Genomic DNA, 25139 nt, shown 5'->3' on the forward strand with positions numbered 1-25139 from the left:
AACAATGGAAAAAAGCTCCATTTATGGATTAACATGGACAAAATTAACAGAATGGCTAGAAGCACACGGTCAAAAGAAATTCCGCGCAACACAAGTGTGGGACTGGCTTTATAGAAAACGTGTCAAAACTTTTGAAGAAATGAGTAACGTTCCAAAAGAAACAATTGAACTTTTAACAGCGAATTTTGTGATGAACACTTTAGAAGAACAAGTGGTACAAGAATCGACAGACGGCACGACGAAATATTTATTTAAGCTGAGTGACGGGAACTTAATTGAAACCGTGATGATGAAGCAAGAATATGGCTTGTCGGTTTGTGTAACGACCCAAGTTGGCTGTAATATCGGCTGTACTTTTTGTGCGAGTGGGCTTTTGAAAAAAAGTCGCGACTTAACCGCTGGCGAAATTGTGGAACAAATTATGAATGTGCAGCATTATTTGGATGGACGTAATTTGGAAGAACGCGTGAGTCACGTGGTTGTAATGGGAATCGGGGAACCGTTTGATAATTACGATAATGTGATGGATTTCTTGCGTGTGATTAATCATGACAAAGGCCTCGCAATCGGCGCGCGCCATATCACTGTTTCGACAAGTGGTCTTGCACCGCGCATTATTGATTTTGCCAATGAGGATTTCCAAGTTAACTTAGCGATTTCCCTCCATGCGCCGAACAATGAACTGCGGACGAGTATTATGCGTATTAACAAGACCTATTCAATTGAGAAATTGATGGAAGCAATCCATTATTACGTTAACAAAACTAACCGCCGAATCACATTTGAATACATTATGCTAAAAGGTGTAAACGACCACAAAAAAGAAGCGCTCGAACTGGCGGCACTTCTCGGAGAACATCGCCATTTAGCTTATGTTAACTTGATTCCTTACAACCCGGTGGATGAGCATATCGATTATGAACGTAGCACAAAAGAAGACGTACTCGCTTTCTATGATACATTGAAGAAAAATGGTATTAATTGTGTTATTCGCCGCGAACACGGGACAGATATTGATGCTGCGTGTGGGCAACTTCGTAGTAAACAAATCAAACGAGTTGGCGTGCGCGAACGGATGAAACAAAAACAAGCAGCAGCGGAAGAATAATAATTCAAACTATCTGGTTTCCATTTGGAGATTGGATAGTTTTTGTTTATACTTAAAGTACCGAAAGCAATTGAAGGAGGACAAAAATCATGGAAGTAGAAATTGTCGAACGAAATGCTTTTACAGCTGTGGGGAAAAAACGAACTTTTTCGGTTGAAAACGATGCGCAAAAAGAAAAAATCAGCCAATTTTGGCAAGAAGCAAACACAAATGGTGATGCCGAACGAATCAACGAATTAGCTGAATTTGCAACAATTGATGGTATTTTAGGCGTTTGTAAAATGAACGGCGACAAAATGGACTATTATATCGCGATTGAATCCGAACTCACTCCACCAGCAGACATGGAAAAACTAATCATCCCAGCAAGTAAATGGGCCATCTTCAAATCAGTCGGCCCACTACCAAGCGCAATCCAAAAAGTGTGGGAATACATTTACGGCGAATGGTTCCAAACAAGCAACTACGCGCACGGAAACGCTCCAGAACTAGAAGTCTACACAGAAGGTGACACAACTGCCGCTGATTATTATTCGGAAGTTTGGATTCCGGTGGTTGAAAAAGAATAGCAAACTAAAGAACAAATTTCATTGATTGTGAAATTTGTTCTTTTTAAATCCCACTCCAAGCCCATTCCCTAAAATTGACATTGAGAATCATTATCAATATAATGGAAGGAACTAGCCTATTATACATACAATACAATTATCCAAGGGGGATTTAAGAATGATTATTGTAACTAATACGATTAAGGTAGAAAAAGGCGCAGCAGAGCACGTTATCCGTCAGTTCACAGGCGCAAATGGCGACGGACATCCAACAAAAGATATCGCAGAAGTAGAAGGTTTCCTAGGCTTCGAACTATGGCACAGCAAACCAGAAGACAAAGACTATGAAGAAGTAGTCGTAACAAGCAAATGGGAAAGCGAAGAAGCCCAACGCAATTGGGTGAAAAGCGATTCCTTCAAAAAAGCACACGGCAGAACAAAAGACACTAGAGAACAAAGAGAAGACCGCAAAGGCATCGTAGGAAATGCAATCGCTCGTTTTGAAGTGGTTCACGTGCAAAACCCTGTGATTGTTGAAAAATAAGAGTGAATGAACAAGCCGTTTCGAGGTAGATGGCTTGTTTTTTTGCGCGCTCGAATTTTCAGATAATTATTGAATTTTTATATCTTATGCGGTATATTAAGAATAAAAAAGCAGGGATGGATTTAAGTGGATTCAAACAACGAGAAATTGAAACAACAACTACAAACCCTCCAAAAACAACAAAAAGATGCGGAATAATCCTTAGATATGCTCAAACATGAACAAAATGAGCGAATTTGGCTAGAAGAAGATTTTGAGCGGATTTGTTACGAAGAACGCGAGTCTTTGGAGTTGATGAGAGAAGTCTGGCAAGGCGATCAAGCTCGCAATTTCGGCTACTATTTAGAAGACCTCCAAGCAGACGAGAAAAATAAATGGTGCCAAACCTTTCAAGCTGAGGAAGAAAAACGCCAAGAAAAAATAAATACATACCAAAAAAACATCTACCAATTGGAAAGTAAACAACAAGATATACAAAAGGAGTTGTTCCAGTGAGCCGAATCGACATCGGAGAAATACAAGATTTTGCATTCCAACTACGCGCAGCCAACCAAACAGGAAGAAAAATCATCCAAGGCGTCAAAACCACCGTGACAAACTACGTAGAAGATGGTAGTTTAAAAGGGAAGGCCGTGGAAGCGTCCAAAAATTACTTTCAAATGACATACATTCCACTCTGCGACACGATAATCGAGGCAATGAATGAGAGTGAGGAAAGGTTGAAGCGGTATATCCAAGACTTTCACGACCAAGTAGACCTTTCTCCTAATGCTAAAATTGATGCAGATGGTTTATATGAACTCGGCCAAATGATTGACCGCATTGAAAGCAAAAAAGAAGCACTGTACCAACGAATGAACAGCAGTACAGAAGGCCAAATGCAAACCTATCGTTCCCAGTTAGCAACCGCATATAAGCAAGAAAATATTTTAGAGAAATATCTGGCTTTTGAACAAAGTCATGGGGCTTTTTTCGACCATTTGACGGATTTAGTGCAAGGTATCCAGCAAACTGTTCGAGAGTTACAATCAAATATCCAGTTTAATAGTCAAACGGGCAGCTATGATTTAAGTAAATTAAATTTTGCCACTGTGAACCGAATGCGAAAAACGCTAGGAAAAGCGAGTGCCACTGATACGACAGTCTATAATTTTGCGAGTTATAGCAAAGTAAAACAAGGCGTTATGTGGATTCTTTCAAAAGATGGGAAAGTGGATATTAAAGCAACGGAGGCTTATAATACAGCCAGTTTTAACGGTGAGCTACCAAAAGAAAGTAACCAAGCCACGGAAGAAGGCGAGTTGTTAAAAGCCACACTAGAATCACTGAAGCAAAATAAAGATCCGATAACTGGTCAAGAAATAAGCAAAGCTCAAAGTTTTGGGATTTTAACCTCACTTGTTTTTGGCTACACGACGAAAGGGTATCAAGGGAAGAAACTGACAATATCGAAAAATACATTGATAAAATTGAGACAAGCTGATAAAACGGTTATAGAAAGGATTAAGAAAACTAGCAGAATTGACTATGAAGAAATTGTTAAAAAAGGTAGTAAAATGCCTAAACACATCATCGTGGAAAACAAACAAAGTCTTCCGGGAAAAGCTATGCCCAGTTCCTCGGCTGATTTGTTAAATCCTGATGGAAGTGTAAAACAAAGAAGATATTATGATGAAAAGGGCAGAGCTAAAGAAGATATAGATTTTAACCATTCAGACGACGGAACTCACGAATTTCCACATAGACATGAGTGGGATTGGGATAGAAAACCGCCAAGAAAGCCATCTAAATAAGGAGTGTTAATTATGAAAAATACAGTTCATGATAGCGAAATATTGTCTTATCATGCAGATTTTGAGAATTCTCAATTAATCATGTTTGTTAAGGATGAAGAAAACAGAAAATATAAAGTCATATTTGAGGGGCTTTTAACTTTCTGCTTTGAACACCAAATGTCTAATAGTATCATTTTAGACATAGTAAAAGGAGAGGTTAGCAGCTTTATAAGTGAGAAGTCAATTTTACTTTCTGAAGGCAAAAACTATTTTTGGCCACTAGATTATGAAAGTGAGGACGAACTACTAAATTATTTAAACGAGAAAAAATTAAATTATTATGAGTTACAAGCTTCATATGGGTTAAACGGTTGGATATTATGTTCTCACTATCATATTGAATTATAGTTATTTTCTAAGAAATATGGTGAGATAGAAAGCGGGAAATAAATGGTTTTATTTGAAAAAACATATTATGAATCAGCCATAGAATTAGAAAACAGGTTTTGGTCTATAGAGAATCATCTGAACAAAATAAACACATATGCTAAACCCCAAAAGCCCCTTTACTAGCAACCCACAAACCAATCATGCTATAATTCTCTAAATGATAACGTTTATCATTTAAGGGGGAATTAAACATGATTGAAAAAACAATTAAGGAACGTCGTAGCATTAAGAAAGCGAACGACGCGCCAATTTCAAGAGAAACGGTGAACACCATTTTAGAGCAAGCTGCCTATGCGCCTTTTCATAGCAAAGTAGAGCCGTGGAATGTATACGTGCTGCATACACTTGCTGAAAAAGAGCGATACATCGAGAAAATCATCGAATTTAATGAGCGCGAACAAGGGGTTAGTTTTTCTGAAGCAGAGATTGCGGATTTAAAAGCAGGCTATGCGAAGAAAATTATTACGCCGCCATACTTACTCATTGTGACGACGAATATTATCGGTCACGGGAAAAAGGATTTCGAATCAATCGGGGCAACTAGTGCATTTATCCAAAATATCCAATTACTTGGCTGGGAAGCGGGAATTGGGATGATTTGGCGGTCGAATAGATTTATTTTTGATGCGAAGTTTGCGGAAGATTTAGGTATCCCTTCTGAGCAAAAAATTGTTGGAACCTTGCATTTAACTAGCTTAGCGGAAGTGCCAGAAGCAAAACCGCGTCGTCCTTTGAATGAATGGGTGAAGAATTTAGCCGATTTGTAAGATTGATGTTTCGTGTGATTAGCGTTACAATGATACAAGTGTAAGAAATAAGGAGGCGAGCAATATGGCAGTTCCAGCTAGACGTACGTCCAAAGCGAAGAAAAACAAGCGCCGTACGCATAAAGGCTTAACAACACCAGGTTTGAGTCGCGATAGTGAAACAGGCGAATACCGTATGTCACACCGCATCTCACCAGACGGCACTTATAAAGGTCGCACAATTCTCGAAAAATAAGAGGATTTGTTCCAGTGATTGGAACAAATTCTTTTTTTTGTGATACTATAATGGAAAGAGCTAAATACACAAAAAGGAGTCTGATTTTGACATGACAGAAGAATTTGTGAACAAAGAAGATGCGCTGAAAAATTATAATGCAAAAGAGTTTCGTACACCAGATGGCTATACGAGCGATATGATTTTAACTACAGTAAAAGAGTTGAACGGGAAACCAACATTACATATTTTATTAATTAAACGAAGCCTTACAAACGCAGAAGGAAAACCAAATATGGAAGGCGGAAAATGGGCGGTTCCGGGCGGATTTGTCGATGAAAATGAATCTGCGGACCAAGCTGCCGCGCGTGAACTAGAAGAAGAAACAAGTTTGACTGGTATTCCGTTGATTCCGTTTGGGGTATTTGATAAACCGGGTCGTGATCCGCGCGGTTGGATTATTTCGCGGGCATTTTATGCGATTGTGCCACCAGAAGCTTTAGAGAAACGCGCGGCTGGGGATGACGCGGCGGATATCGGCCTTTTCTCAATGACAGAAGCTTTGGAACTGCCACTTGCTTTTGACCATTTAGATATGCTTAAAAAAGCGTATAGTGCGATTACGGAAGAGTTTTTACTGACAACAGCAATTCGTGATTTCTTGCCAGAAACTTTCTCAGCCGAACTACTTTACCAAACGTTAGATGGTTGCACGAAGCCAGGTATTTTGCCGGATGAAGTAGAATTTATGGAGAATATCGAGTATTTACCGTATTTAGAAAAAGTTGGTGAGTTATACCGATTTAATGCGGATGCTGAAGCAGGAAGTATTTATTTTTAATAGAAAAGGAGCCACCGATTTGGTTGGCTCCTTTTTTTATAGGAAATGCTTTTTACCATAACGTAATGCGAAATCTTTAAAAGCCTTGGAAGCAGGCGAAATGTAGTGGTTTTTCAAACTTGCTAGATAGATAAAACGATCGTGTTTTGGTTCGTTGATGGATAATACTTTGACATTGTAGTGTGCTAATGAGGAGATTTTTGGCATGATAGAAATACCGTAATCAACACTCACAAGCCCAACCATTGCGGTATCCTCCTCTACATAACAGCCGATTTTAGGTTGAATATTTATTTCCGCAAAAAGAGAATCAATAAGCGGTCTCAGCCCACTGGTGTCAGAAAAGAAAATATACGAATAATCTGCGGTGTCTTTTAAATCAATCGAATCATGTTTGGCAAGTGGGTGGTTTTCGGCAACGACAACAACTAACTCTTGTTTTGTTAATGGTAAAAACTCAATATCAGGTTCATTTTCGACGTAGGAGCAAATCGCTAGGTCGAATTTTTCATTTTTTAAATCAGGGATAATTGATTTAGTGGCACCTTGGAAAAAGGAAAATGTGATGTCTTTATGGCTTTCGACTTTGGTGAAATTCTGGACGAGCTCTGGAACCGTATGGGCGCCCATGGTGTAAATAAACCCTAAATCAATATTTCCGTGCGATGGGCTCGTTAATTCGTGTAAAAGTTTTTCACCTTTTTCTAGTTCGGCGAGGGATTTTTCCACATAAGTTAAATAAAAGCGACCGTATTTAGTTAAACGAATATTGCGGCCTTGTTTTTCAAATAAATAGACACCAAGTTCTCGCTCAAGTTCTGCGATAGAATGGCTTAAGCTAGGCTGGGTAATGGAGAGTTCGGCGGCTGCGATCGTGTAATGCTCTTTTTCAGCTAGTTTTTTAAAATAGTATAATTGACGCAAATTCATGAAACTACCTCCTCGGAATGCCTTGATAACTCTATTGTAAGCGATTGTATAGAAAAAATCTATGGATAAATCGAAAAATATACATTAGATTAATAATTATTCCTGACTTATAATGAAAGAGAAATAAGATTGTGCATTATTGAACGTGAATAATGTAACAAATCATTTGCTGAGATTATAGTCGCAGGAGGCTTATTATGACAGATTATCCGAGTATTTTTGAACCATTAACTGTAAAAAGAATGACCATTAAAAACCGTGTGATAATGCCACCAATGGGGACAAACCTAGCTGGATTAAATGGCGAATTTTTAGAAGAACATATGAATTACTACGAACAACGCGCAAAAGGTGGAACAGGTCTAATCACTATTGAAAACGCTTGTGTAGATTTTCCTTATGGGACAAACGGAACAACGCAACTTCGAATCGATAATGACCAATACATCCCTGGATTTTACAAATTAACAGAACGTCTTCATAAACATGGAACTTGTGTATCCATCCAAATCAACCACGCTGGTGCATCAGCTTATCCAGCACGTTTGAATGGACTTCAACCAGTTTCCGCGTCAGATATTCCATCTAAAAAAGGTGGTACTGTACCGCGCCCGCTTACGGTAGAAGAAATTTATGAAATCGTCAATAAATATGGTGATGCAGCTAGACGTGCCCAACAAGCTGGGTTTGATGCAGTCGAAATCCACGGCGGACACTCGTACTTACTATGCCAATTCTTATCGCCACTTTATAACAAACGTACGGATGAATTTGGTGGCTCGCCTGAAAATCGCGCCCGTATCGTCAAACTAATTTTGGAAAAAGTCCGCGCGGAAGTTGGTCCATTTTTCCCAATCGTACTTCGTTTTAGTGCAGATGAATTTACAGAAGGCGGCAACCACTTAGAAGATATTTTGGAACTGCTAGATTATTGCCAAGAAGAAGCGGATATTTTGAATGTATCAGCGGCAATAAATGACAACCTATACTTGCAAATTGACCAAATGAACTTGGAAGATGGCTGGAGAAGCTACCTTGCAAAAGCGGTGAAAGATAAATTTAACAAACCAACGATTACTTCCGGTAACATTCGCAGTCCAAAAGCGGCAGAGAAAATTTTGTCAGAAGGATATGCGGACTTGCTTGCGATGGGACGTGGCTTAATCGCTGAGCCTAACTGGGTGAACAAAGTGGCAACTGGCCAAGAAGACATGCTTCGAAAATGTATTTCTTGTAATATCGGTTGCGCGGATCACCGAATTTCCAAGTCGAAGCCAATCCGTTGTACGGTGAATCCTGATATTATTCATGAAGATAAATACAAAGAAACAAAAGTGACTCGTCCGACCAATGTTGTCGTAATTGGCGGCGGAACAGCAGGGCTTGAAGCAGCTTGTACGGCGGCCGAAGTTGGCTGTAACACAACGCTAATTGAAGCGAGTGAACAAACTGGTGGCTTGGCGCGTGCCATTGCCAACCTTCCAGACAAAAGTAGAATTGCCGATTTCCCTAATTATTTAGCGAACCGAGCAGAAAAATTAACCAATTTAAAAGTTATTACAGGCACTAAAGCTGATACTGCGCTTATTGATACATTTAATCCTGATGTGGTAGTCAATGCCACAGGATCCAAACCATTACTTCCACCGATTAAAGGTTTGCATGACGTGATTGACAAAGAAGGCAGTAAGGTTCATTCGATTTTTGGACTTATTTCAAATATCGATGACTTTACCGAATTTAGTAACAAAAAAGTTGCAGTTATCGGCGGTGGTGCAGTTGGACTTGATGTGGTCGAGTACTTCTCAGAACGCGGCTCGGATGTTACAATTGTAGAAATGATGCCACTTCTTGGAAAAGACTTAGATATGATTACACGTCTTTCGATGATGGACATTATCGAGAAGAATAATGTTGATGTGCAAACAGAAACTGCATTAACCGAAGTAGCAGCGGATCATTTCAAAGTGAAGCACGACGGAGTAGACGCCGAGATTCCATTTGATTACGGCTTTGTCTGCCTAGGAATGCGACCAGAACGCCCACTTATGGAAGAACTTGCGGCATACGGAAAAGAAAAACAAATTGAAATCGTAAATATTGGCGACAGCGCTGCGACAAGAAAAATCTTGGAAGGCGTTCGCGAAGGAAGAAATATTTTAACTACATTAGAAAAAATTGGCTCTTTGTAATCCGAACTGGCAAGGCGGAGTCCGTCTTGCCACATTCGCTCTTTATATAAGTTCACATTTTCACAAATAAACCTTAATTTGGAAAGGAACGATGTTATTATGACAAACAAAATCACAGAAAGAATTACAGGACACACAGAATTAATCGGTTTAATCGCCACTCCAATCAGACACAGTTTATCACCAACAATGCATAATGAAGCTTTTGCAAAACTCGGGCTTGATTATGTATACCTTGCTTTTGAAGTTGGAGACAAAGAACTGAAAGATGTTGTACAAGGATTCCGCGCAATGAACTTACGCGGCTGGAACGTTTCCATGCCAAATAAAACAAATATCCATAAATATTTAGATAAACTTTCTCCAGCAGCTGAACTTGTAGGGGCAGTAAATACAGTTGTTAATGATGACGGCGTGTTAACTGGACACATTACAGACGGCACTGGTTATATGCGTGCATTAAAAGAAGCTGGACATGATATTATCGGCAAAAAAATGACGATTTGCGGCGCTGGTGGTGCGGCAACAGCTATTTGTATCCAAGCTGCTCTTGACGGCGTAAAAGAAATTTCTATTTTCAACAGAAAAGACGATTTTTACGCGAATGCAGAAAAAACAGTAGAAAAAATCAATTCGAAAACAGATTGTAAAGCACAATTATTTGATATCGAAGACCACGAACAATTACGTAAAGAAATCGCAGAAAGTGTTATTTTCACGAACGCGACTGGCGTTGGGATGAAACCTTTCGAAGGCGAAACGCTTTTACCAAGTGCCGATATGCTTCGTCCAGAATTAATCGTTTCGGATGTTGTCTACAAACCAACTAAAACTAGATTGCTTGAAATCGCTGAAGAACAAGGCTGTCAAACACTTAACGGCTTAGGCATGATGCTTTGGCAAGGTGCGAAAGCTTTCGAAATTTGGACACACAAAGAAATGCCAGTTGATTACATTAAAGAAATCCTATTTTAAAAACTTGCAAAAGAACAAGGTTATCGCTAATCTTAAGACATAATATCGAATGAGGAGAATTATACATGAATAAAGTAGTCGTAAAGAATGTTACGTTTGGTGAAGGTGCGCCAAAAATTTGTGTACCAATGGTCGGTAAAACGGTTGCTGCGCTTAAAGAAGAAGCAGAAATGTTACAAACAATCGATTTGGACGTTGTCGAATGGCGCATTGACTTTTTTGAAGACGTCAAAGATTTAGCTAAAGTGGAAGCTGCGCTAGATGAAATTCGCACAATTTTACCAGAAACACCGATTTTATTCACTTTCCGCAGTGCAAAAGAGGGCGGCGAGTTAGCTGTCGGTGACGAATTTTATTTTGAATTAAATGAAACACTAGCTAGCACTGGCAAAATTGATTTAGTTGACGTGGAACTTTTCAATGAAGAAACGGATGTTTTACGTTTAATCGAAACAGCCCACAAAAACAATGTAAAAGTAGTTATGTCGAATCATGATTTTGATAAAACACCTGCGAAGGAAGAAATCGTTTCTCGCTTAACTCGCATGGAAGCACTTGGCGCGGACCTTCCGAAAATCGCCGTCATGCCAAAATCTGCTGGAGACGTACTAACTTTACTAGATGCAACGAATACTGTATCTGAAAAAGCTAATCAACCAATCATTACGATGTCGATGGCGGGAACTGGTGTCATCAGCCGTCTTGCTGGCGAAGTATTTGGCTCCGCAATGACATTTGGCGCTGCGAAAAAAGCATCGGCTCCTGGGCAAATTGATGTTAATGAGTTACGTCACGTTCTTGATTTACTGCACAAACAATTTTAATAAATACTAAAAAAGTAGCAAGTTTCTTTGATGAAAAGAAACTTGCTACTTTTTTTATCCAGAATGAATTATTTTGTTAATAGACTGCTTTTTATAAACGAAAATAATTCTTGAAGCAGTGTAATTTCGCTCTGTTTATTAATGGCTGCGACAATATTTTGGTCATTCCGTTCTTCTTGAATATCCATAATTTTAATATTGTACTTATCTTCTAATGTTCCATCATTCATGCCGGAATACAAAAAGGCTAATCCTTCTCCAACAGATGTCATTGCTAGTCCTTCATCCAGATCTTTTACATACGAATTCGCTTTTAAATTAAAACCATGTTTAGTACATTGACTAACAACATAGTCTACAATGATGGGAGACTGTTTTCTTTCGAGCAAAATAACTATTTCTTGCTTCAAATCATTAAAATATACTTTTTTCTTTTTCCGGAATCGATGGTCCGCGGGTATAGCAATTTGCAAATGATTTTTTATAAATAATACTTCTTCTATAGACATATTCGGCTGGAAATAAGCGGATAAATTAAAAACTAAATCATATTGCCCATTAGAAAGACCTTCAGCTAAATTCATTGGTGTATCCGGTTTTAATGAGAATTGAACATGTGGATGACTTTGCTTGAATGATTCGAGCAGCTCATACATTGCGTTCATATTGAAATTCGAGAGATAACCCATCTTTAATAATTGTCCAGCTTCATCTGCTGTTTTTTGATTATCAAACATATGGGATAGCTTGTTGACTCGATTTAAAATATCATTTACTTCTATTAAAAATTGTTGACCTGCACTTGATAACTCCAGCGAATGACGATTCCTAATAAACAGTTCTACACCTAATTCTGTTTCTAATTCTTTTATTCGTCTACTAAGGGTAGGCTGTGAAATAAATAATTTTTCAGATGCTCGGGTAAAACTTCCTTCCATAGCCACATCAACAAAGTATTTCAAATTGGATAACTTCATAATTGCTCCATTCAATGAAAGATTGTAAATAGTAGCTTTAGTATAAAGTTATTAGACTCCATTGACAAGCTTTTCTATTTGTTGATTATTGGTAGCTGAATATAGGATGGGTGCTCTTTACTCGTATGAAGGATATGCATACCTTTATTATTAGGTGTGCATCCGGGCGTTCCTGGCATTACTGAGCCAAGTTCATCTTTGCTACTCACGACTACTCTGAGTGTTTCACCTGCTTTATAAGTTAGACCAATGGGACTCAAAATAATGTCTAGTTCTACAATTTCTCCGGAAGAGAGTTTTTCTACTTTGTCAAAGCTATAAGCAGGAATTTCATCTGTTGAAACTTGAGAATCTAGTTGTCGCATGGATGCGCGAAGTCTTCCCCAAGCGCCTTTATAGCGTAAAGCAGATGCCCCTTCTTGTGTGAAATCCTGAAGTGCGGCCCCGTGATTTGGTACGACAAATTCACTTAGTACGTTGCCGAATTTATCTAGCTTTTGAAGCCAAACAAAAACATCCAAGTCATCGTAACCATCTACTTCCATAAATAATTTTGCTTTTGGATAACCAACAAAATGCGTTTCTTTGTCAAACGTCATTTGGAACGATGCTCTCCCTGGCAAGTTTTCAGTAGTATAGGATACTTTAAAATCATCTGAAGTAGGTGTTTCTTGTAAAGTACGTAATAGGCCATTCATATAATAACGTTTGTTTTCACTATTGGTAGGTGGAAAAACTTCGGATGGTAAGTCAGTTTGATTGCCACCTTGAAAGTCAATTAATGCATAGCGCACAGTTGGTGTATCTGTCCAATTATTTTCCTTGCCAAGTAAATAATAATCAAAAAAGCGTCGCAATTCTTCTACGTTATTTTCGTCATAGTAATATGGCCATTCTTGGCGATCATGAATACGAAGCCATTTTTCTTTAGAACCAAGTGAACGCCAAGAACGAAATGTACCCATTGTGTGAAGCGTATTAGAATAACTTGCAATAACAAAAGCTGGTATTGTAATTTTACTTGGATCTGCAACTTTGTCTTTCCAAATAGCACTATCAGCTAAAGGATATGCTTCCATTTCCTTTGTTAAATCTTCTCTTTGCGAATTTTTAGCACTGACATGGTTGATTTGCAAACGCTCAATAAAATTAGGATCTGGAATGCCTCCAATAAAAGCTAAGTCACGATAACCATCTGCTAATCCTTCAGTAGGATTGATACATGTTAGGTGAGGGGGCTGCTCAGCTGCAATATACCACTGGGAAAAGGCTAAATAAGATGTTCCTGTTAGAGCTGTTTTTCCATTACTCCAAGATTGCTTAGCTAACCATTCAATTAAATCATAGCCATCTTCAGCTTCTTGAGAGCCAATCATTGTAGTATTACCCTCACTATGAGCAATGCCACGCATGTCAGGATTACAGACAGCGTATCCATGTGCGCACCAGTATGCTGGATCAGGTGCTTCAAATTTAGTAAGGCCAGAATTCCAGGCATTCCCCATTCCTAGCATATTAAATAGATTTTTGTATCGAGGAGCTGTTCCAGCACTTTTTCCATAAGGGCTCCAGGCGATAAGAGTAGGAACTTTTTCTTCTGTTAATGGTAAATAAATATCGGTATAAATGGTTATACCGTCACGCATCTTAACTGGTACATCTTTTAACATTTTAATGGAACAATCCAGTGGTTTGAAACCTTCAGCAATTTGTTGTCCTTTTTCTAAAATGATTTCTTTTGTTTCGAATGGACTTAGCACTCCATGCTCGATGCCATTATCCACGTATTCAAAAGAAGGGCTGAAAAGCATTTTTTCTGTTATTTTTGCAGTCATATAAATTACCTCCGATTATTTTTTTAATAAGTTTTAACACTTTTAAGTATAGGTAGTATCGCGAGGTCTGTACAATTGTAATTTTGGATAATCTCTCCTAAAAAAATAAGCTATGCAAAAAATGAATACAACTAAATTGAAGTTTTTTTGTTATAATAAGGCATCAGGAATTTTAAAGGAGACGGAACTAAATGAAGAAGTTGCTTTTTTTAGGTGATAGTGTGACAGATGCGGGGCGAGATTTTGAAAATGACCGCGAATTAGGACATGGTTATGTGAAAATAATTGCAGACCAGCTTGAGCAAGAAGATGTAACGGTTATAAATCGTGGCGTTAGTGCGAACCGTGTGGCGGATTTGCATCGTCGTATTGAGGCGGATGCAATTTCACTTCAACCAGATGTAGTTACGATTATGATTGGGATAAATGATACGTGGTTTAGTTTTAGCAGATGGGAAGATACTTCGGTGACGGCGTTTAAAGAAGTGTATCGTGTGATTTTGAATCGGATTAAAACAGAAACAAATGCGGAACTCATTTTGATGGAGCCGTTTGTATTACCATATCCGGAAGATCGGAAAGAGTGGCGTGGTGATTTGGATCCAAAAATTGGAGCTGTGCGCGAACTTGCGGCAGAATTTGGTGCAACGCTTATTCCGCTTGATGGGCTAATGAACGCCCTCGCTATCAAACATGGGCCGACCTTTTTAGCTGAGGACGGGGTGCACCCGACCAAAGCAGGACATGAAGCAATTGCCTCTACTTGGTTAGAATTTACAAAGTAACGCTTTACAGAAAAAATTATCCATGCTATAGTTGGGTCTATGCGATGAGCCTACAAGCAGTGACTTAAGTATCACTGCCCCATTTTCCGCGTTATAGCTTTGTGGAAGGCTGCGGAAGATGACGCTATGAAATGCCCCTTAAAGTAATTTAAGGGGCATTTTTCTATAAAAAAGGAGTGTTTGTTTTGCAGAAAGAGAAAGCACCGATAGGACTTTATTTTTTATTAATTGCAGTGATGGCGAGTTGGGGTTTTAATGTCACGATGACGAAAGTATTAGTTAGCTATTTTCCGACTGTTACGATGACATCTTTTCGAATTTTCACCGCAGCTATAACCGTTATTATTATTTTATTTATCACAAAAAAATTACGTCTGCCTACAAAATGGGAATTTGGTTTAATTTTACTCGCGAGTATTTTTAATATTGTTATTCATCATTTTTTCTTGTCGAACGGGTTGAAGCTGACGACTGGGACGAATGCTGGGCTTATTCTTGGTTCTGCGCCGATTGTGGTGGCGATTTTTTCTGTGGTTTTTCTCCGTGAACGAATTGGAGCTTGGCGTGCGCTCGGCTTTTTAGCAGGGATTTTTGGCGTGAGTTTGGTTGTTCTTTCTAATGGGACGGGGATAAGCGGGATTTCACTGGGAGATATCGACATCTTTATCGCGATGGCTTCTCAGGCATTTAGTTTTATTATTATTAAAAAGCTCGCTGGATCAATGGACACGGGGCTGATGACTGGATATATGCTATTTCTTGGTTCGGTTATGTTGTTTGGTTTAAGTCGCTTCATGGAGCCGGATGGCATGTCAGAATTAGTGGCGGTTCATTCATGGAAACTGTGGCTCTTGTTTGTTGTTTCAGCTGTAGTTGCAACGGCATTTGGCAATTTCGTTTATAATTATGCGGTTGGGAAAATTGGGCCGTCACGCTCGGCTATTTTTATGAATTTCAATCCATTATTTTCACTAATTGGCGCATTACTTTTCCTTGGAGAAGCAATTAAAATCCCCCAGCTAGTTGGCTTCGGTTTTATTATTATTGGCGTCCTACTTGGTTCGGGCGCATTAATGGATCTTATTTATGAACGCAAAAAAACAAAAGTACGCGATCCTGAAAAGCTGCTCGAAAAAGAAGTTTGACTTTTATTGACCTTTATATTATAATTTGGTTAGTTACTTATTAAAAGTAACTAGATAATGATAGGAGGGATAGCATGAAATTGTTATTAAAAAATATTAATGATCTTGCTGCAAAACAAAAAAGTGAAGGATTAACTGCTTTTGAAAAAGAAAGACAAGCTGCCCTTCGTCAAGAATATTTGAAAAAAATTCGAGGAACTGTTCAAGACAACTTACATCACGTAACAATCATTGATCCACTTGGAGACGACGTAACTCCTAAAAAACTAAAAGAAATCCAAGCCGAATTAAGAGGCTGATATAAGTCATAGAAGGTTGAAAGAGCTCATTGCTTTTTCAGCCTTTTTTTGTTGATAGAGCTAATTTACCATCTTGCGGATTCGAGTAGAGAAAAATGGTGACGAACAGTTCTAACAGTTTGAGGAAGGCCGGTGCTACAATCAAGGTGATAAAGGAGAGGATAACATGGAAATTGCAATTGCAGCTGACCATGGCGGATTTCAGTTGAAAGAAAAAATCCGCGCGCATTTAATTGAAAGCGGCTACACAGTAAAAGATTTTGGTTGTTATTCATTAGAAAGCGTGGATTTTCCAGAGTATGCCGCTAAAGTAGGACACTTTGTTGCAACCGAAAACAGTTTAGGTGTGCTCTGTTGCGGAACAGGGATTGGAATGTCTATGGCAGCCAACAAAATAAAAGGTGTTCGTGCTGCTGTTGTTTCAGATGCTTTTTCAGCAATGATGACGAGGCGACATAATAATAGTAATGTTCTTTGTCTTGGTGAACGTGTTCTGGGCGATAGTCTGGCGTTACTCTTACTTGATACGTGGCTTGCGGCAGAATTTGAAGGTGGAAGACATAATACAAGGCTCGCGAAATTGGCGGAGCTTGAGGAACCGGAGGAAGATAAATGAAAATGATTGCGGCTTCCATTATGTGTGCAGACTCGCTTCATCTCGCTGACGAACTTCGCGCACTCGAACAAGCAAATGTAAAAATGCTCCATTGTGATGTGATGGATGGTGTTTTTGTAGAAAATGCAGCAATGGGCGCCTATGTCCTTCAAGATATAAAAAACAATACAGATATGCTACTAGATATCCACTTAGCTACAGTGAACCCTGATAGATTTGTGGATTTGTATGCGGCGATAAAGCCGGCTTATATGTCTTTCCACATAGAAGCTTCACCTGATGTCGATGCGACTATAAAGCATATTCGTGCGCTAGGAATCAAACCGTCCATCGCCATCAGCCCGGATACAGAGATTGAACAGATTTATCCATTTTTAGATAAAGTCGATATGGTTTTAATGATGACCGTTAACCCAGGATTCGCCGGACAAAAATTTCAGCATCATGTCCTAGAAAAAATCAAGAAACTTCAAAGAGAGCTTGAAAGTCACACCAATAAACCATTAATTGAAGTAGACGGTAATATTTTTGAAGAAACAGTTCGGTTGCTTGAACCAATTGGCGCAGATGTCTATGTCGTTGGAACAGCCGCATTATTTAACGACAAGGCAGGTAGTTATACAGAAAAATTGGCGCCACTCAGAGAAATTATCCAAGAAAGGTGAGGGAAAATGCATTTAGATTCAGCTAATTTAGAAGACGTGAAAAAAATTCAAGCCAGCTCCATTTTTAAAGGAATTACAACGAACCCAACCATTTTAGTAAAAGAAAAATGCAATCGACAAACAGCGATTAATCGTATTTTAGAACTTACGGATAAACAAGTTTTTGTACAAACAGTTGGTTTTAGCTATGAGGAAATTTTGGCAGATGCGCGCATGTTACTAGCGATGTTTGGGAAAGAAAAAATAGCTATTAAGATTCCGGCACATGAGGCTGGTATTAACGTGATCGATACACTCAAAAAAGAGGATAAAACCATTCAAATCTTAGGGACTGCTATTTATTCGGCTGATCAAGCAATCGCGGCTGCCTTGGCTGGTGCAGATTTTGTTGCCCCATATGTGAATAGGATGAGCGCAGCGAACATCGATCCTTTTAAAGAAATTGCTGGGATGCGTCACTTTTTTGATAAAAAGGCACTTAAAACACAAATTATGGCAGCGAGCTTTAAACATAGTGGGCAAGTAATGCAAGCCTACGAAAGTGGCGCAGATACGGTAACTATTCCTTATGAAATTTATTTGCAAATGACCAATAAAGTTTTAGCAGTAGAAGCAATTCGTGTCTTTAATAAAGATGCTACATTGTACGAAAAGTAACAATCTCCTTCTCATGTTGTGGAAGTGTGTGGAGAAAACTTGTGATGAAAGCGCATTCTTAAGCGCCAAACCCTATGCTATAATTAGGCTATCAAAGGGGGGAGACGCATGTATCTGGATAACAGAAGTAAAACACTATTTCAAGAAGTTATAAAAAATCCGAACATTACAAATAAACAACTCGAAGTAAAGTATAAATTATCGCGTTACCAAATCAGCTATAGTTTTCAGAAAGTAAACGAATGGCTCAAGTGGAAAAATTATCCAGAAGTAAAGCGTTCCAAAAACGGCCGATTTATATTAGAACCCGAGCTTACAGCGCTATTTTCTGAGAAAGAAACTCGAGATCCGAGCGTAGAATACTTACCTTCTGAAAATGAACGTGCCAATTTAATTTTGCTAATGCTTTTAACAGCAAAAGAAGAACTATCCCTCGCCCATTTTACAACGAAGATTCAAGTAAGCAAAAACACCATTCTTCGTGATTTAAAAGTAGCGCAAAAATTACTTCCTAAAGAAACAACTGTCACTTATAGTAGAGCATCGGGTTATCAGTTAGCAGGGAGTGAATGGGAACTTCGCAAGGTTCTGACACAAGTTGTAAGTAGTGTGAAAGAGATGTTCCGAGGAGAGCACTATTTCCTATCGTATTCAGGAATTGAAAAAGTCCAACTAATGGAAATTCGCCGCACACTCGAAGAAGCAGAAGCGATGATGCAAATAAAATTCACCTATGAGCAAATCGAATTATTACCCTATTTGCTATCCGTGATGTTCTTAAGAATCAGAGACCGGCGCTTAATCGACACTGCTTTTCATATTGACGAGAAATCACTTTCAGACACGCGAGAATACCACATCACCGATATTTTGCTCGAAAAAACTGGCCCAGTTCCAGAACAAGAGCGACTTTTCATCACATTACAACTTCTTACAACAAACATTTTTTCCGGCGAAATTTTAACTGAAAAATTAACAGAAGACTTGGAAAAAGTTGTCCTCACATGCTTAGACTTATTCGAGAAAAAAGCACTTGTTTCTCTTAAAAACAAACATATCTTAATCGAAAAATTACTCTTACATTTAAAACCAGCCTATTACCGGATTAAATACCAAATGAATTTAGAAGATACGCTTTATGAAAAATTCAACCAAGAATTCGAAGCGTTAAACTTCATTGTGAAAGAAGCATTTGACCCACTTGCGAAATTTATTGGTCGCGAAATTCCAGCCGGCGAAATTTTCTTCATTTCTTTGTTTATTGGGAGCGACATGATACCGCAAAACGATATTTATCATAAACAAAAACGTGCGATTGTGCTTTGTCCGAGCGGGGTTACTTTTTCAAAAATCATGGAAAATATTTTAGTGAAACTATTCCCGGAAATCCATTTTTATCCAACTATATCTGTTCGGGAATATGCCTTTTTTAAAGCAGAAGTTGATATTGTTTTTTCATCCATTCCGTTAAAAGATGGCGAAAATGTCTTTGTTGTTCAGCCATTTATGAATGATATCGAAAAAACGCAACTGCGGCAACACGTCTTGCAAAATTTATTTGGAATGGGAAACCAGCTCACGAGTATTGATAAAATCATGGAAGTAGTGGAACGTAACGCCGATATAAAGGATCCGAATGCAATACGAGATGGAATTATTGATATTTTGTCGGCTAACACAGCTACAGATGAAAATAAACGCGTGAAAAAAGTCTATTTACATGATTTAATCACCGAAGATAACATCATGATTTGTGAGGATGTTAAAAACTATCAAGAAGCGATTCGTCTAGCAAGTCAGCCGCTGTTACTACAACAAGCAATTACAGCAAACTATGTAAAGACCATGATTGATAACCATAAGTTCCACGATCCGTACATTATTATCGGTGAAGATATTGCCATTCCACACGCTATGCCTAATGCAGGGGTGAATCGACTCGCTATGTCTCTTTTAGTCGTGAAAAATGGCGTATATTTTTCAGAAACAGAGCAAGTTCATTTCGTAATAGTTATCGCACCAGTGGATAAAGAGCAACACATTGAAGCACTTTACCAAATCGTTCATTTAGCCGAAAATCACCAAATTTTAGACGATTTGCTCGAAAATGTAACCAAAGAAAAAGTCATGCAAACTATCAACCAATTAGTAATTAGAGAGGATGAATAAATTTTGGATAAACAAGCTATTTTAGATAATATTCACCAAACATGGCAAGAAGAAGCAAACGCGATTTCCCGTTTGCCGGAAGTAACAAGTGAAGAGGCTCTCGTTAAAACGGTTGAAAAAATCGCCGAGTGCACTGGGAAAATTGTCGTAGCTGGTTGTGGAACATCCGGCGTCGCTGCGAAAAAATTAGTACACTCTTTCAACTGTATCGAACGTCCAGCAGTCTTTTTAACCCCATCAGATGCTGTGCATGGAACTCTCGGTGTACTTCAAAAAGAAGATATATTGATTCTCATTTCAAAAGGTGGAAATACAGGCGAATTACTTAATTTAATTCCTGCTTGTAAAACAAAAGGAAGCACACTGATTGGTGTAACAGAAAACCCAGATTCCGTTATCGCCAAAGAAGCAGATATCTTTTTCCCAGTGAGTGTAAGCAAAGAACCAGATCCGTTTAATATGTTAGCAACGGCAAGTACAATGGCTGTTATTGCAAGTTTTGATGCAGTTATTGTTTGCTTAATGACCTATATGAATTATACAAAAGAGCAGTTTTCCGTCATCCATCCTGGTGGTGCCGTTGGAAACAAATTATTAAATAAATAAACAAGCAGCCAGTCGGAGGGATGCAATTTGGATGTATTAGAATATTTTAAAGAAGAAATGGTTCGATTTTCAAACGAACAAGATAAAGAAAAATTACTTACAGAAATGGCGGAACAGTTGTGTGAAGTGGGCGCAGTAAAGCCAAGCTATAAAGATGCAGTAATTAAACGGGAAAAAGTTTTTCCAACCGGATTACTAACCGCGCACGCCGGGGTTGCCATTCCACATACAGATAGCGAACATGTTATTCGGCCAGTGGTGGCTGTACGAATACTCAAGAAGCCCGTTTCATTTATTGAAATGGCCTCTGATAACGAAGCAATCGATGTCAGAATTGTCTTTATGATGGCGCTAAGGAGTGCCGATGAACAACTAGATATGCTGCAAACACTTATTCAACTTATTCAAGACGAGGAGGTGATGACGACCTTACTTAAAGCGCAAGAGACGGGAGATGTTCTTTCCGCAATAGAACATTTTTCTAAGAATAATTAAGGGAGGTCGGGAATAGATGGGGAGTTTTTTTGCAAGTTTTGTAGACTGGCTAATAGGAAGTCCAGGTAGATTTGTCGTTAACTTAATTGAAGATAATATGTTAATTTTCATGTTCGTAGTAATGATTTACGCCACCACCATTTTATACGCCAAGTGGACACTCGCATACTACTTACCGAAAAAAATGAATCAGTTAGCAGAAATGAAAACGTGGGAGCTGGACGAATTATATGCAGCGTGGCAAACAGAGAAAAAAGCTCTACCGTGGTACATTCTCGTGCCAAGCCGAAATGAATTTTGGGTAAAATCAGCCCGAAATGCACCAGAATCAACTAAATTACTCCATTTTAGTCAACAAAAATTAAAACTAAGTGACAAAGAAAAGTTACAAAAAATCATAGAAATTCAATCTTGAGGTGATAATAGTGGCAAAAATAGTTCCGTCTGTTTTTGGAGCAGACATCGGCAGAATTAATGAACAGTTAGAGGTTCTAGAGAAAAATGGCATTGATTTATTACATGTGGATATGATGGATGGCTCGTTCGTCCCGAACATTGCTTTTGGTCCAGATCAAATCAAAATGATGAAAAAAGGCACGAAGCTTCAATTTGATGTTCATATGATGGTGTATGAACCAGACCGTTATATTCCAAGATTAGTGGAAGCAGGCGCACATATGATTACAGTCCACCAAGAAGCAACAACTCATTTGCATCGTACAATTCAACTAATTAAAAGTTACGGAGTTCGCGCGGGAGTGGTATTAAATCCTGGTACACCACCAAGCACTTTGGAATACGTGTTAGATGATATTGACTGTATTTTGCTTATGACTGTAAATCCAGGCTTAGGTGGTCAAAAATTCTTCCAATCAAGTTTAGAAAAAATCAGAAAAACCAAAGCATATATTGGAAATCGTCCTATTCAAATTGAAGTAGATGGCGGAGTAAATGCTGAACTCGCGAAAGAATGCACACTTGCAGGCGCGGATTTAATCGTTGTAGGATCTTACTTATTTGAAGGAGATATCGAAGCGAATTTGGAGAAGTTATCGAAAGGAGTTTTAACAGAATGAAAGCTTTAAAATTATATGGAAAAAGAGATTTGCGTTATGAAGAAGCGGATATGCCAACAATCGAACAGCCAGATGATGTGATTTTGAAAGTGAAAACGGTTGGGATTTGCGGATCTGATATTTCGAGATACAGTAAACTTGGTCCGTATGTACCAGGAATGGTGTGGGGACATGAATTTTCAGGAGAAGTGATTGAGGTTGGTAGTGAGGTTACAGATATTGAGATTGGTGATAGGGCTGCCGGATGCCCAGCACTCTATTGCGGAGAGTGTGAATACTGTAAAAAAGGCGAATTCGCCCGCTGTCGGAAGCTAACAGTAATCGGAGCAAGACATCCCGGAGCCTATGCTGAGTATATCAAACTTCCAGCAGAAAATGTAGTAAAAATACCAGACGAATTAGATTATGAAGCTGCTGCACTTGTCGAGCCTTCCGCAGTGGTCGTTCATGGGTTTTATCATACGAAATTACAAGCAGGCAATGATGTCGTCGTTGTCGGAAGCGGCAATATAGGTTTGCTAGCAATTCAATGGGCAAAAGTTTTTGGCGCAAAAAGAGTTATTGCAATTGATGTAGACGATAAAAAGTTAGCTCTTGCAAAAGAAGTAGGAGCAGACGTCGTTATTAATTCTTTAAAAGAAGATCCATTAGAAGTAGTCGCAGCACATACAGATGGTCTAAACGCTGATTTAGTTGTAGAAGCTGCGGGATCACCTATTACATCTGCCCAAGTTTTTGCCTATGCGAAAAAAGGTGGAGGCGTCGTTTTCCTAGGGATTCCATACGCCGATGTAACAATCGAACGTTTCTATTTTGAAAAAATTGTTCGGAGTGAGCTTACTGTTTGGGGCTCATGGAATGCAATTTCTGCACCATTTCCAGGAAAAGAATGGCAAACAACCATTCACTTCCTAGCCAATAAACAAATCAACATTGAACCAATGATTACACATCGTCTTTCACTTGCTGAAGGACCAGAAGTTTTTGAGCGAATCTATGAAAGAAATGAATTTTTCGGGAAAGTATTATTTTTCCCAGAATAATAGGGGGATTTTAGGATGAAAAAGAAGAAAATTTATGTTTGTTGTGGGACTGGAATTGCAACTTCCACTGTTATTTCCAAAAAAGTGCGTGCGGTACTAGACGAAAAGCGCATTCCATATGAAATTAGTCAATGTACGGTTCAAGAAGTAGCGTCAAAAGTAAGCACATCTAAGCCAGACATTATTGTTAGTTCAACAACAGTTACAGGTGATGTTGGTGATGTACCAGTTGTCATTGGAAGATCATTTTTAACAGGCCTAAAAAAACAAGAAACAATCGATGAAATACTCGCGATACTTCAAGATTAAAGGGAGGGCACAAAATGGATATTATTCTAGATTTCTTTAAATATATTATCGGGCTTGGTGTAACAGTTATGATGCCGATTATCATTACCATTCTAGGTGTGATTTTCCGCAAAAAAATTAGTGTAGCTTTTAAAGCGGGGCTAACAGTTGGTGTTGGGTTTGTTGGACTAGGCGTTATCACTTCACTCATGTTAACGACTATTACACCAGTTACAAAAGCACTTGTAGAAAATTATAATTTTAAATTAACCGCAACGGATATCGGTTGGGGAGTTGGGTCATCACTCGCATGGGGAACAGAAGTCGTACCATTTGTTTTCGTCGCAATTATTGCAACCAATATTTTAATGATTGCCTTTAAATGGACGAAAACAATGGACGTAGATATTTGGAATTACTGGCAACCACTTTTCATCGCCAGTGCACTTTACTTAACAACAGGAAGCATGATTATTGCGATTCTTAGTTCGATTATCAATATGGCAATTATCTTCAAAATCGCTGACTGGACACAAAAAGATGTGGAGAATGTTTTAGGATTAGAGGGGATTTCTTTACCACAAATTCAAACTACCGGGTGGGCGCTTGTTGGTTATCCAATGAACTGGCTACTCGGAAAAATTCCCGGCGTTAGAAAAATTAATTGGTCCACAGAGAAAGTGCAATCACGTTTAGGTATTTTCGGCGAACCGATGCTTATGGGCTTAATTATTGGTGGTGGACTTGCTGCCATTGCTCAAATGCCGCTGAGCCAAGTACTGCAAACTGGAGTAACGATTGCCGCTAGTTTAGTACTTATTCCGCGGATGGTTTCCCTTCTAATGGACGGTCTTACGGTTATCTCGGAAGCTGCTCATGAATTCATGGAAAAACGTTTCCCAGGTCGCGAACTATTTATCGGACTAGATTCAGCGGTGGGGATTGGTCATCCATTTGTGCTTTCGCTTGGCTTACTCATGATTCCGATTACTTTGATTTTAGCGTTCATTTTGCCAGGAAATAAAGTATTACCTTTAGCTGATTTAACGGCGCTTCCATTCTACATGATTTTTGCTATTGTTCCATCCAAAGGGAATTTATTTAGAGGGATTTTCACAGGTATTGTTATCGTCATTATCACCCTCTACCTATCAGGAGCAGCGGCACCTTTAATGACAGAACTTGCAGGTCAAATTGGTTATAATATACCGAAAGACGCTGTAGAAGTAACCTCTCTAGCAGTTGGGACTCAGTGGTATACGTGGATTGTATATTACGGCCTTCATTGGTTCGGAGGTATTCTATAATTGCAATT

General features: G+C 38.8%; 28 protein-coding genes and 1 pseudogene. 26 read left to right on the forward strand and 3 right to left on the reverse strand.

Annotated elements, in window-relative coordinates; translation table 11 throughout:
- The first annotated feature begins 4 nt into the window (after positions 1-4).
- From rlmN to LMOATCC19117_RS02650, 9 genes and pseudogenes are all read left to right on the forward strand, one after another.
- A complete protein-coding gene (gene rlmN, locus LMOATCC19117_RS02610; RefSeq protein WP_003725208.1) occupies positions 5-1108 on the forward strand; it encodes a 23S rRNA (adenine(2503)-C(2))-methyltransferase RlmN in 1104 nt (367 codons plus the stop codon).
- Positions 1109-1197: 89 nt separating this feature from the next.
- Positions 1198-1677, forward strand: coding sequence for a GyrI-like domain-containing protein (locus tag LMOATCC19117_RS02615; RefSeq protein ID WP_003725209.1), 480 nt, complete (start codon positions 1198-1200; stop codon positions 1675-1677).
- Positions 1678-1834: 157 nt separating this feature from the next.
- Complete coding sequence (gene isdG, locus LMOATCC19117_RS02620; protein ID WP_003721271.1) at positions 1835-2200, forward strand: heme oxygenase IsdG; 366 nt, start codon at positions 1835-1837, stop codon at positions 2198-2200.
- Positions 2201-2326: 126 nt separating this feature from the next.
- A pseudogene (locus LMOATCC19117_RS02625) lies at positions 2327-2695 on the forward strand (DNA double-strand break repair Rad50 ATPase).
- Positions 2692-3993: a T7SS effector LXG polymorphic toxin gene (locus LMOATCC19117_RS02630; RefSeq protein ID WP_003734779.1), complete on the forward strand. Its 1302-nt coding sequence runs from the start codon at positions 2692-2694 to the stop codon at positions 3991-3993. The pseudogene LMOATCC19117_RS02625 and the gene LMOATCC19117_RS02630 overlap by 4 nt, the downstream one beginning before the upstream one ends.
- Positions 3994-4005: 12 nt before the next feature.
- Positions 4006-4383, forward strand: a complete 378-nt coding sequence (locus tag LMOATCC19117_RS02635; RefSeq protein ID WP_003725698.1) for a hypothetical protein — start codon at positions 4006-4008, stop codon at positions 4381-4383.
- Positions 4384-4616: 233 nt separating this feature from the next.
- Entirely contained in the window at positions 4617-5192 is a 576-nt protein-coding gene (locus tag LMOATCC19117_RS02640; protein ID WP_003725728.1) for a nitroreductase family protein, read from the forward strand.
- Between the two features lie 64 nt (positions 5193-5256).
- On the forward strand, positions 5257-5427 hold the full coding sequence (gene rpmF / locus LMOATCC19117_RS02645) for a 50S ribosomal protein L32 (RefSeq protein ID WP_003725699.1): 171 nt from the start codon (positions 5257-5259) through the stop codon (positions 5425-5427).
- Positions 5428-5518: 91 nt separating this feature from the next.
- Positions 5519-6247, forward strand: coding sequence for an NUDIX domain-containing protein (locus LMOATCC19117_RS02650; protein ID WP_003725700.1), 729 nt, complete (start codon positions 5519-5521; stop codon positions 6245-6247).
- Between the two features lie 36 nt (positions 6248-6283).
- Here the strand turns inward: LMOATCC19117_RS02650 and LMOATCC19117_RS02655 are convergent, their stop codons facing one another.
- Positions 6284-7177 (reverse strand): LysR family transcriptional regulator, encoded by an 894-nt coding sequence (locus tag LMOATCC19117_RS02655; RefSeq protein ID WP_003725701.1) that lies wholly within the window; start codon positions 7175-7177, stop codon positions 6284-6286.
- Between the two features lie 197 nt (positions 7178-7374).
- Here LMOATCC19117_RS02655 and LMOATCC19117_RS02660 point away from each other — a divergent pair, with 197 nt between their 5' ends.
- The 3 genes from LMOATCC19117_RS02660 to aroD all read left to right on the forward strand — a co-directional run bounded on the left by LMOATCC19117_RS02660 (position 7375) and on the right by aroD (position 11168).
- The gene (locus LMOATCC19117_RS02660; protein ID WP_003725702.1) at positions 7375-9369 is read left to right on the forward strand and encodes an NAD(P)/FAD-dependent oxidoreductase; all 1995 of its coding nucleotides are present in this window, start codon (positions 7375-7377) and stop codon (positions 9367-9369) included.
- A 99-nt stretch (positions 9370-9468) separates the two neighbouring features.
- Positions 9469-10344, forward strand: coding sequence for a shikimate dehydrogenase (locus tag LMOATCC19117_RS02665; protein ID WP_003725703.1), 876 nt, complete (start codon positions 9469-9471; stop codon positions 10342-10344).
- Between the two features lie 65 nt (positions 10345-10409).
- Complete coding sequence (gene aroD, locus LMOATCC19117_RS02670; protein WP_003734781.1) at positions 10410-11168, forward strand: type I 3-dehydroquinate dehydratase; 759 nt, start codon at positions 10410-10412, stop codon at positions 11166-11168.
- A gap of 68 nt (positions 11169-11236) precedes the next feature.
- Here aroD and LMOATCC19117_RS02675 read toward each other — a convergent pair whose 3' ends face one another.
- Together LMOATCC19117_RS02675 and LMOATCC19117_RS02680 are read right to left on the reverse strand one after the other, a co-directional pair.
- The gene (locus tag LMOATCC19117_RS02675; RefSeq protein ID WP_003734782.1) at positions 11237-12145 is read right to left on the reverse strand and encodes a LysR family transcriptional regulator; all 909 of its coding nucleotides are present in this window, start codon (positions 12143-12145) and stop codon (positions 11237-11239) included.
- A 74-nt stretch (positions 12146-12219) separates the two neighbouring features.
- Entirely contained in the window at positions 12220-13980 is a 1761-nt protein-coding gene (locus tag LMOATCC19117_RS02680) for a CocE/NonD family hydrolase (protein ID WP_003734783.1), read from the reverse strand.
- 191 nt (positions 13981-14171) lie between these two features.
- Between LMOATCC19117_RS02680 and LMOATCC19117_RS02685 the strand changes: the two genes are divergently transcribed.
- From LMOATCC19117_RS02685 to LMOATCC19117_RS02750, 14 genes are all read left to right on the forward strand, one after another.
- Positions 14172-14765: an SGNH/GDSL hydrolase family protein gene (locus tag LMOATCC19117_RS02685; RefSeq protein ID WP_003725707.1), complete on the forward strand. Its 594-nt coding sequence runs from the start codon at positions 14172-14174 to the stop codon at positions 14763-14765.
- A gap of 185 nt (positions 14766-14950) precedes the next feature.
- Entirely contained in the window at positions 14951-15910 is a 960-nt protein-coding gene (locus tag LMOATCC19117_RS02690) for a DMT family transporter (protein ID WP_003734784.1), read from the forward strand.
- 74 nt (positions 15911-15984) lie between these two features.
- Positions 15985-16209 (forward strand): DUF896 domain-containing protein, encoded by a 225-nt coding sequence (locus tag LMOATCC19117_RS02695; protein WP_003727305.1) that lies wholly within the window; start codon positions 15985-15987, stop codon positions 16207-16209.
- Positions 16210-16375: 166 nt separating this feature from the next.
- Complete coding sequence (rpiB, locus tag LMOATCC19117_RS02700; RefSeq protein ID WP_003725709.1) at positions 16376-16825, forward strand: ribose 5-phosphate isomerase B; 450 nt, start codon at positions 16376-16378, stop codon at positions 16823-16825.
- A complete protein-coding gene (locus LMOATCC19117_RS02705) occupies positions 16822-17490 on the forward strand; it encodes a ribulose-phosphate 3-epimerase (RefSeq protein ID WP_014929031.1) in 669 nt (222 codons plus the stop codon). The genes rpiB and LMOATCC19117_RS02705 overlap by 4 nt, the downstream gene beginning before the upstream one ends.
- A 6-nt stretch (positions 17491-17496) precedes the next feature.
- Positions 17497-18147 (forward strand): transaldolase family protein, encoded by a 651-nt coding sequence (locus LMOATCC19117_RS02710; protein ID WP_003734786.1) that lies wholly within the window; start codon positions 17497-17499, stop codon positions 18145-18147.
- 108 nt (positions 18148-18255) lie between these two features.
- Positions 18256-20316 (forward strand): BglG family transcription antiterminator, encoded by a 2061-nt coding sequence (locus LMOATCC19117_RS02715; RefSeq protein WP_003725712.1) that lies wholly within the window; start codon positions 18256-18258, stop codon positions 20314-20316.
- A 3-nt stretch (positions 20317-20319) separates the two neighbouring features.
- On the forward strand, positions 20320-20922 hold the full coding sequence (locus LMOATCC19117_RS02720) for a KpsF/GutQ family sugar-phosphate isomerase (protein ID WP_003725713.1): 603 nt from the start codon (positions 20320-20322) through the stop codon (positions 20920-20922).
- A gap of 27 nt (positions 20923-20949) precedes the next feature.
- Entirely contained in the window at positions 20950-21417 is a 468-nt protein-coding gene (locus LMOATCC19117_RS02725) for a PTS sugar transporter subunit IIA (protein ID WP_003721289.1), read from the forward strand.
- Between the two features lie 16 nt (positions 21418-21433).
- A complete protein-coding gene (locus LMOATCC19117_RS02730) occupies positions 21434-21832 on the forward strand; it encodes a hypothetical protein (protein WP_003725715.1) in 399 nt (132 codons plus the stop codon).
- Positions 21833-21842: 10 nt separating this feature from the next.
- Entirely contained in the window at positions 21843-22493 is a 651-nt protein-coding gene (rpe, locus tag LMOATCC19117_RS02735; RefSeq protein WP_003725716.1) for a ribulose-phosphate 3-epimerase, read from the forward strand.
- The gene (locus LMOATCC19117_RS02740; protein ID WP_003734787.1) at positions 22490-23536 is read left to right on the forward strand and encodes a galactitol-1-phosphate 5-dehydrogenase; all 1047 of its coding nucleotides are present in this window, start codon (positions 22490-22492) and stop codon (positions 23534-23536) included. The genes rpe and LMOATCC19117_RS02740 overlap by 4 nt, the downstream gene beginning before the upstream one ends.
- A gap of 15 nt (positions 23537-23551) precedes the next feature.
- Positions 23552-23845, forward strand: a complete 294-nt coding sequence (locus tag LMOATCC19117_RS02745; RefSeq protein ID WP_003727301.1) for a PTS sugar transporter subunit IIB — start codon at positions 23552-23554, stop codon at positions 23843-23845.
- Between the two features lie 14 nt (positions 23846-23859).
- Positions 23860-25131, forward strand: a complete 1272-nt coding sequence (locus tag LMOATCC19117_RS02750; protein WP_003725719.1) for a PTS galactitol transporter subunit IIC — start codon at positions 23860-23862, stop codon at positions 25129-25131.
- Positions 25132-25139 lie beyond the last annotated feature (8 nt).

Source organism: Listeria monocytogenes ATCC 19117 (assembly GCF_000307025.1).
In the GTDB taxonomy this organism is placed as follows: Bacteria; Bacillota; Bacilli; order Lactobacillales; family Listeriaceae; genus Listeria; species Listeria monocytogenes_B.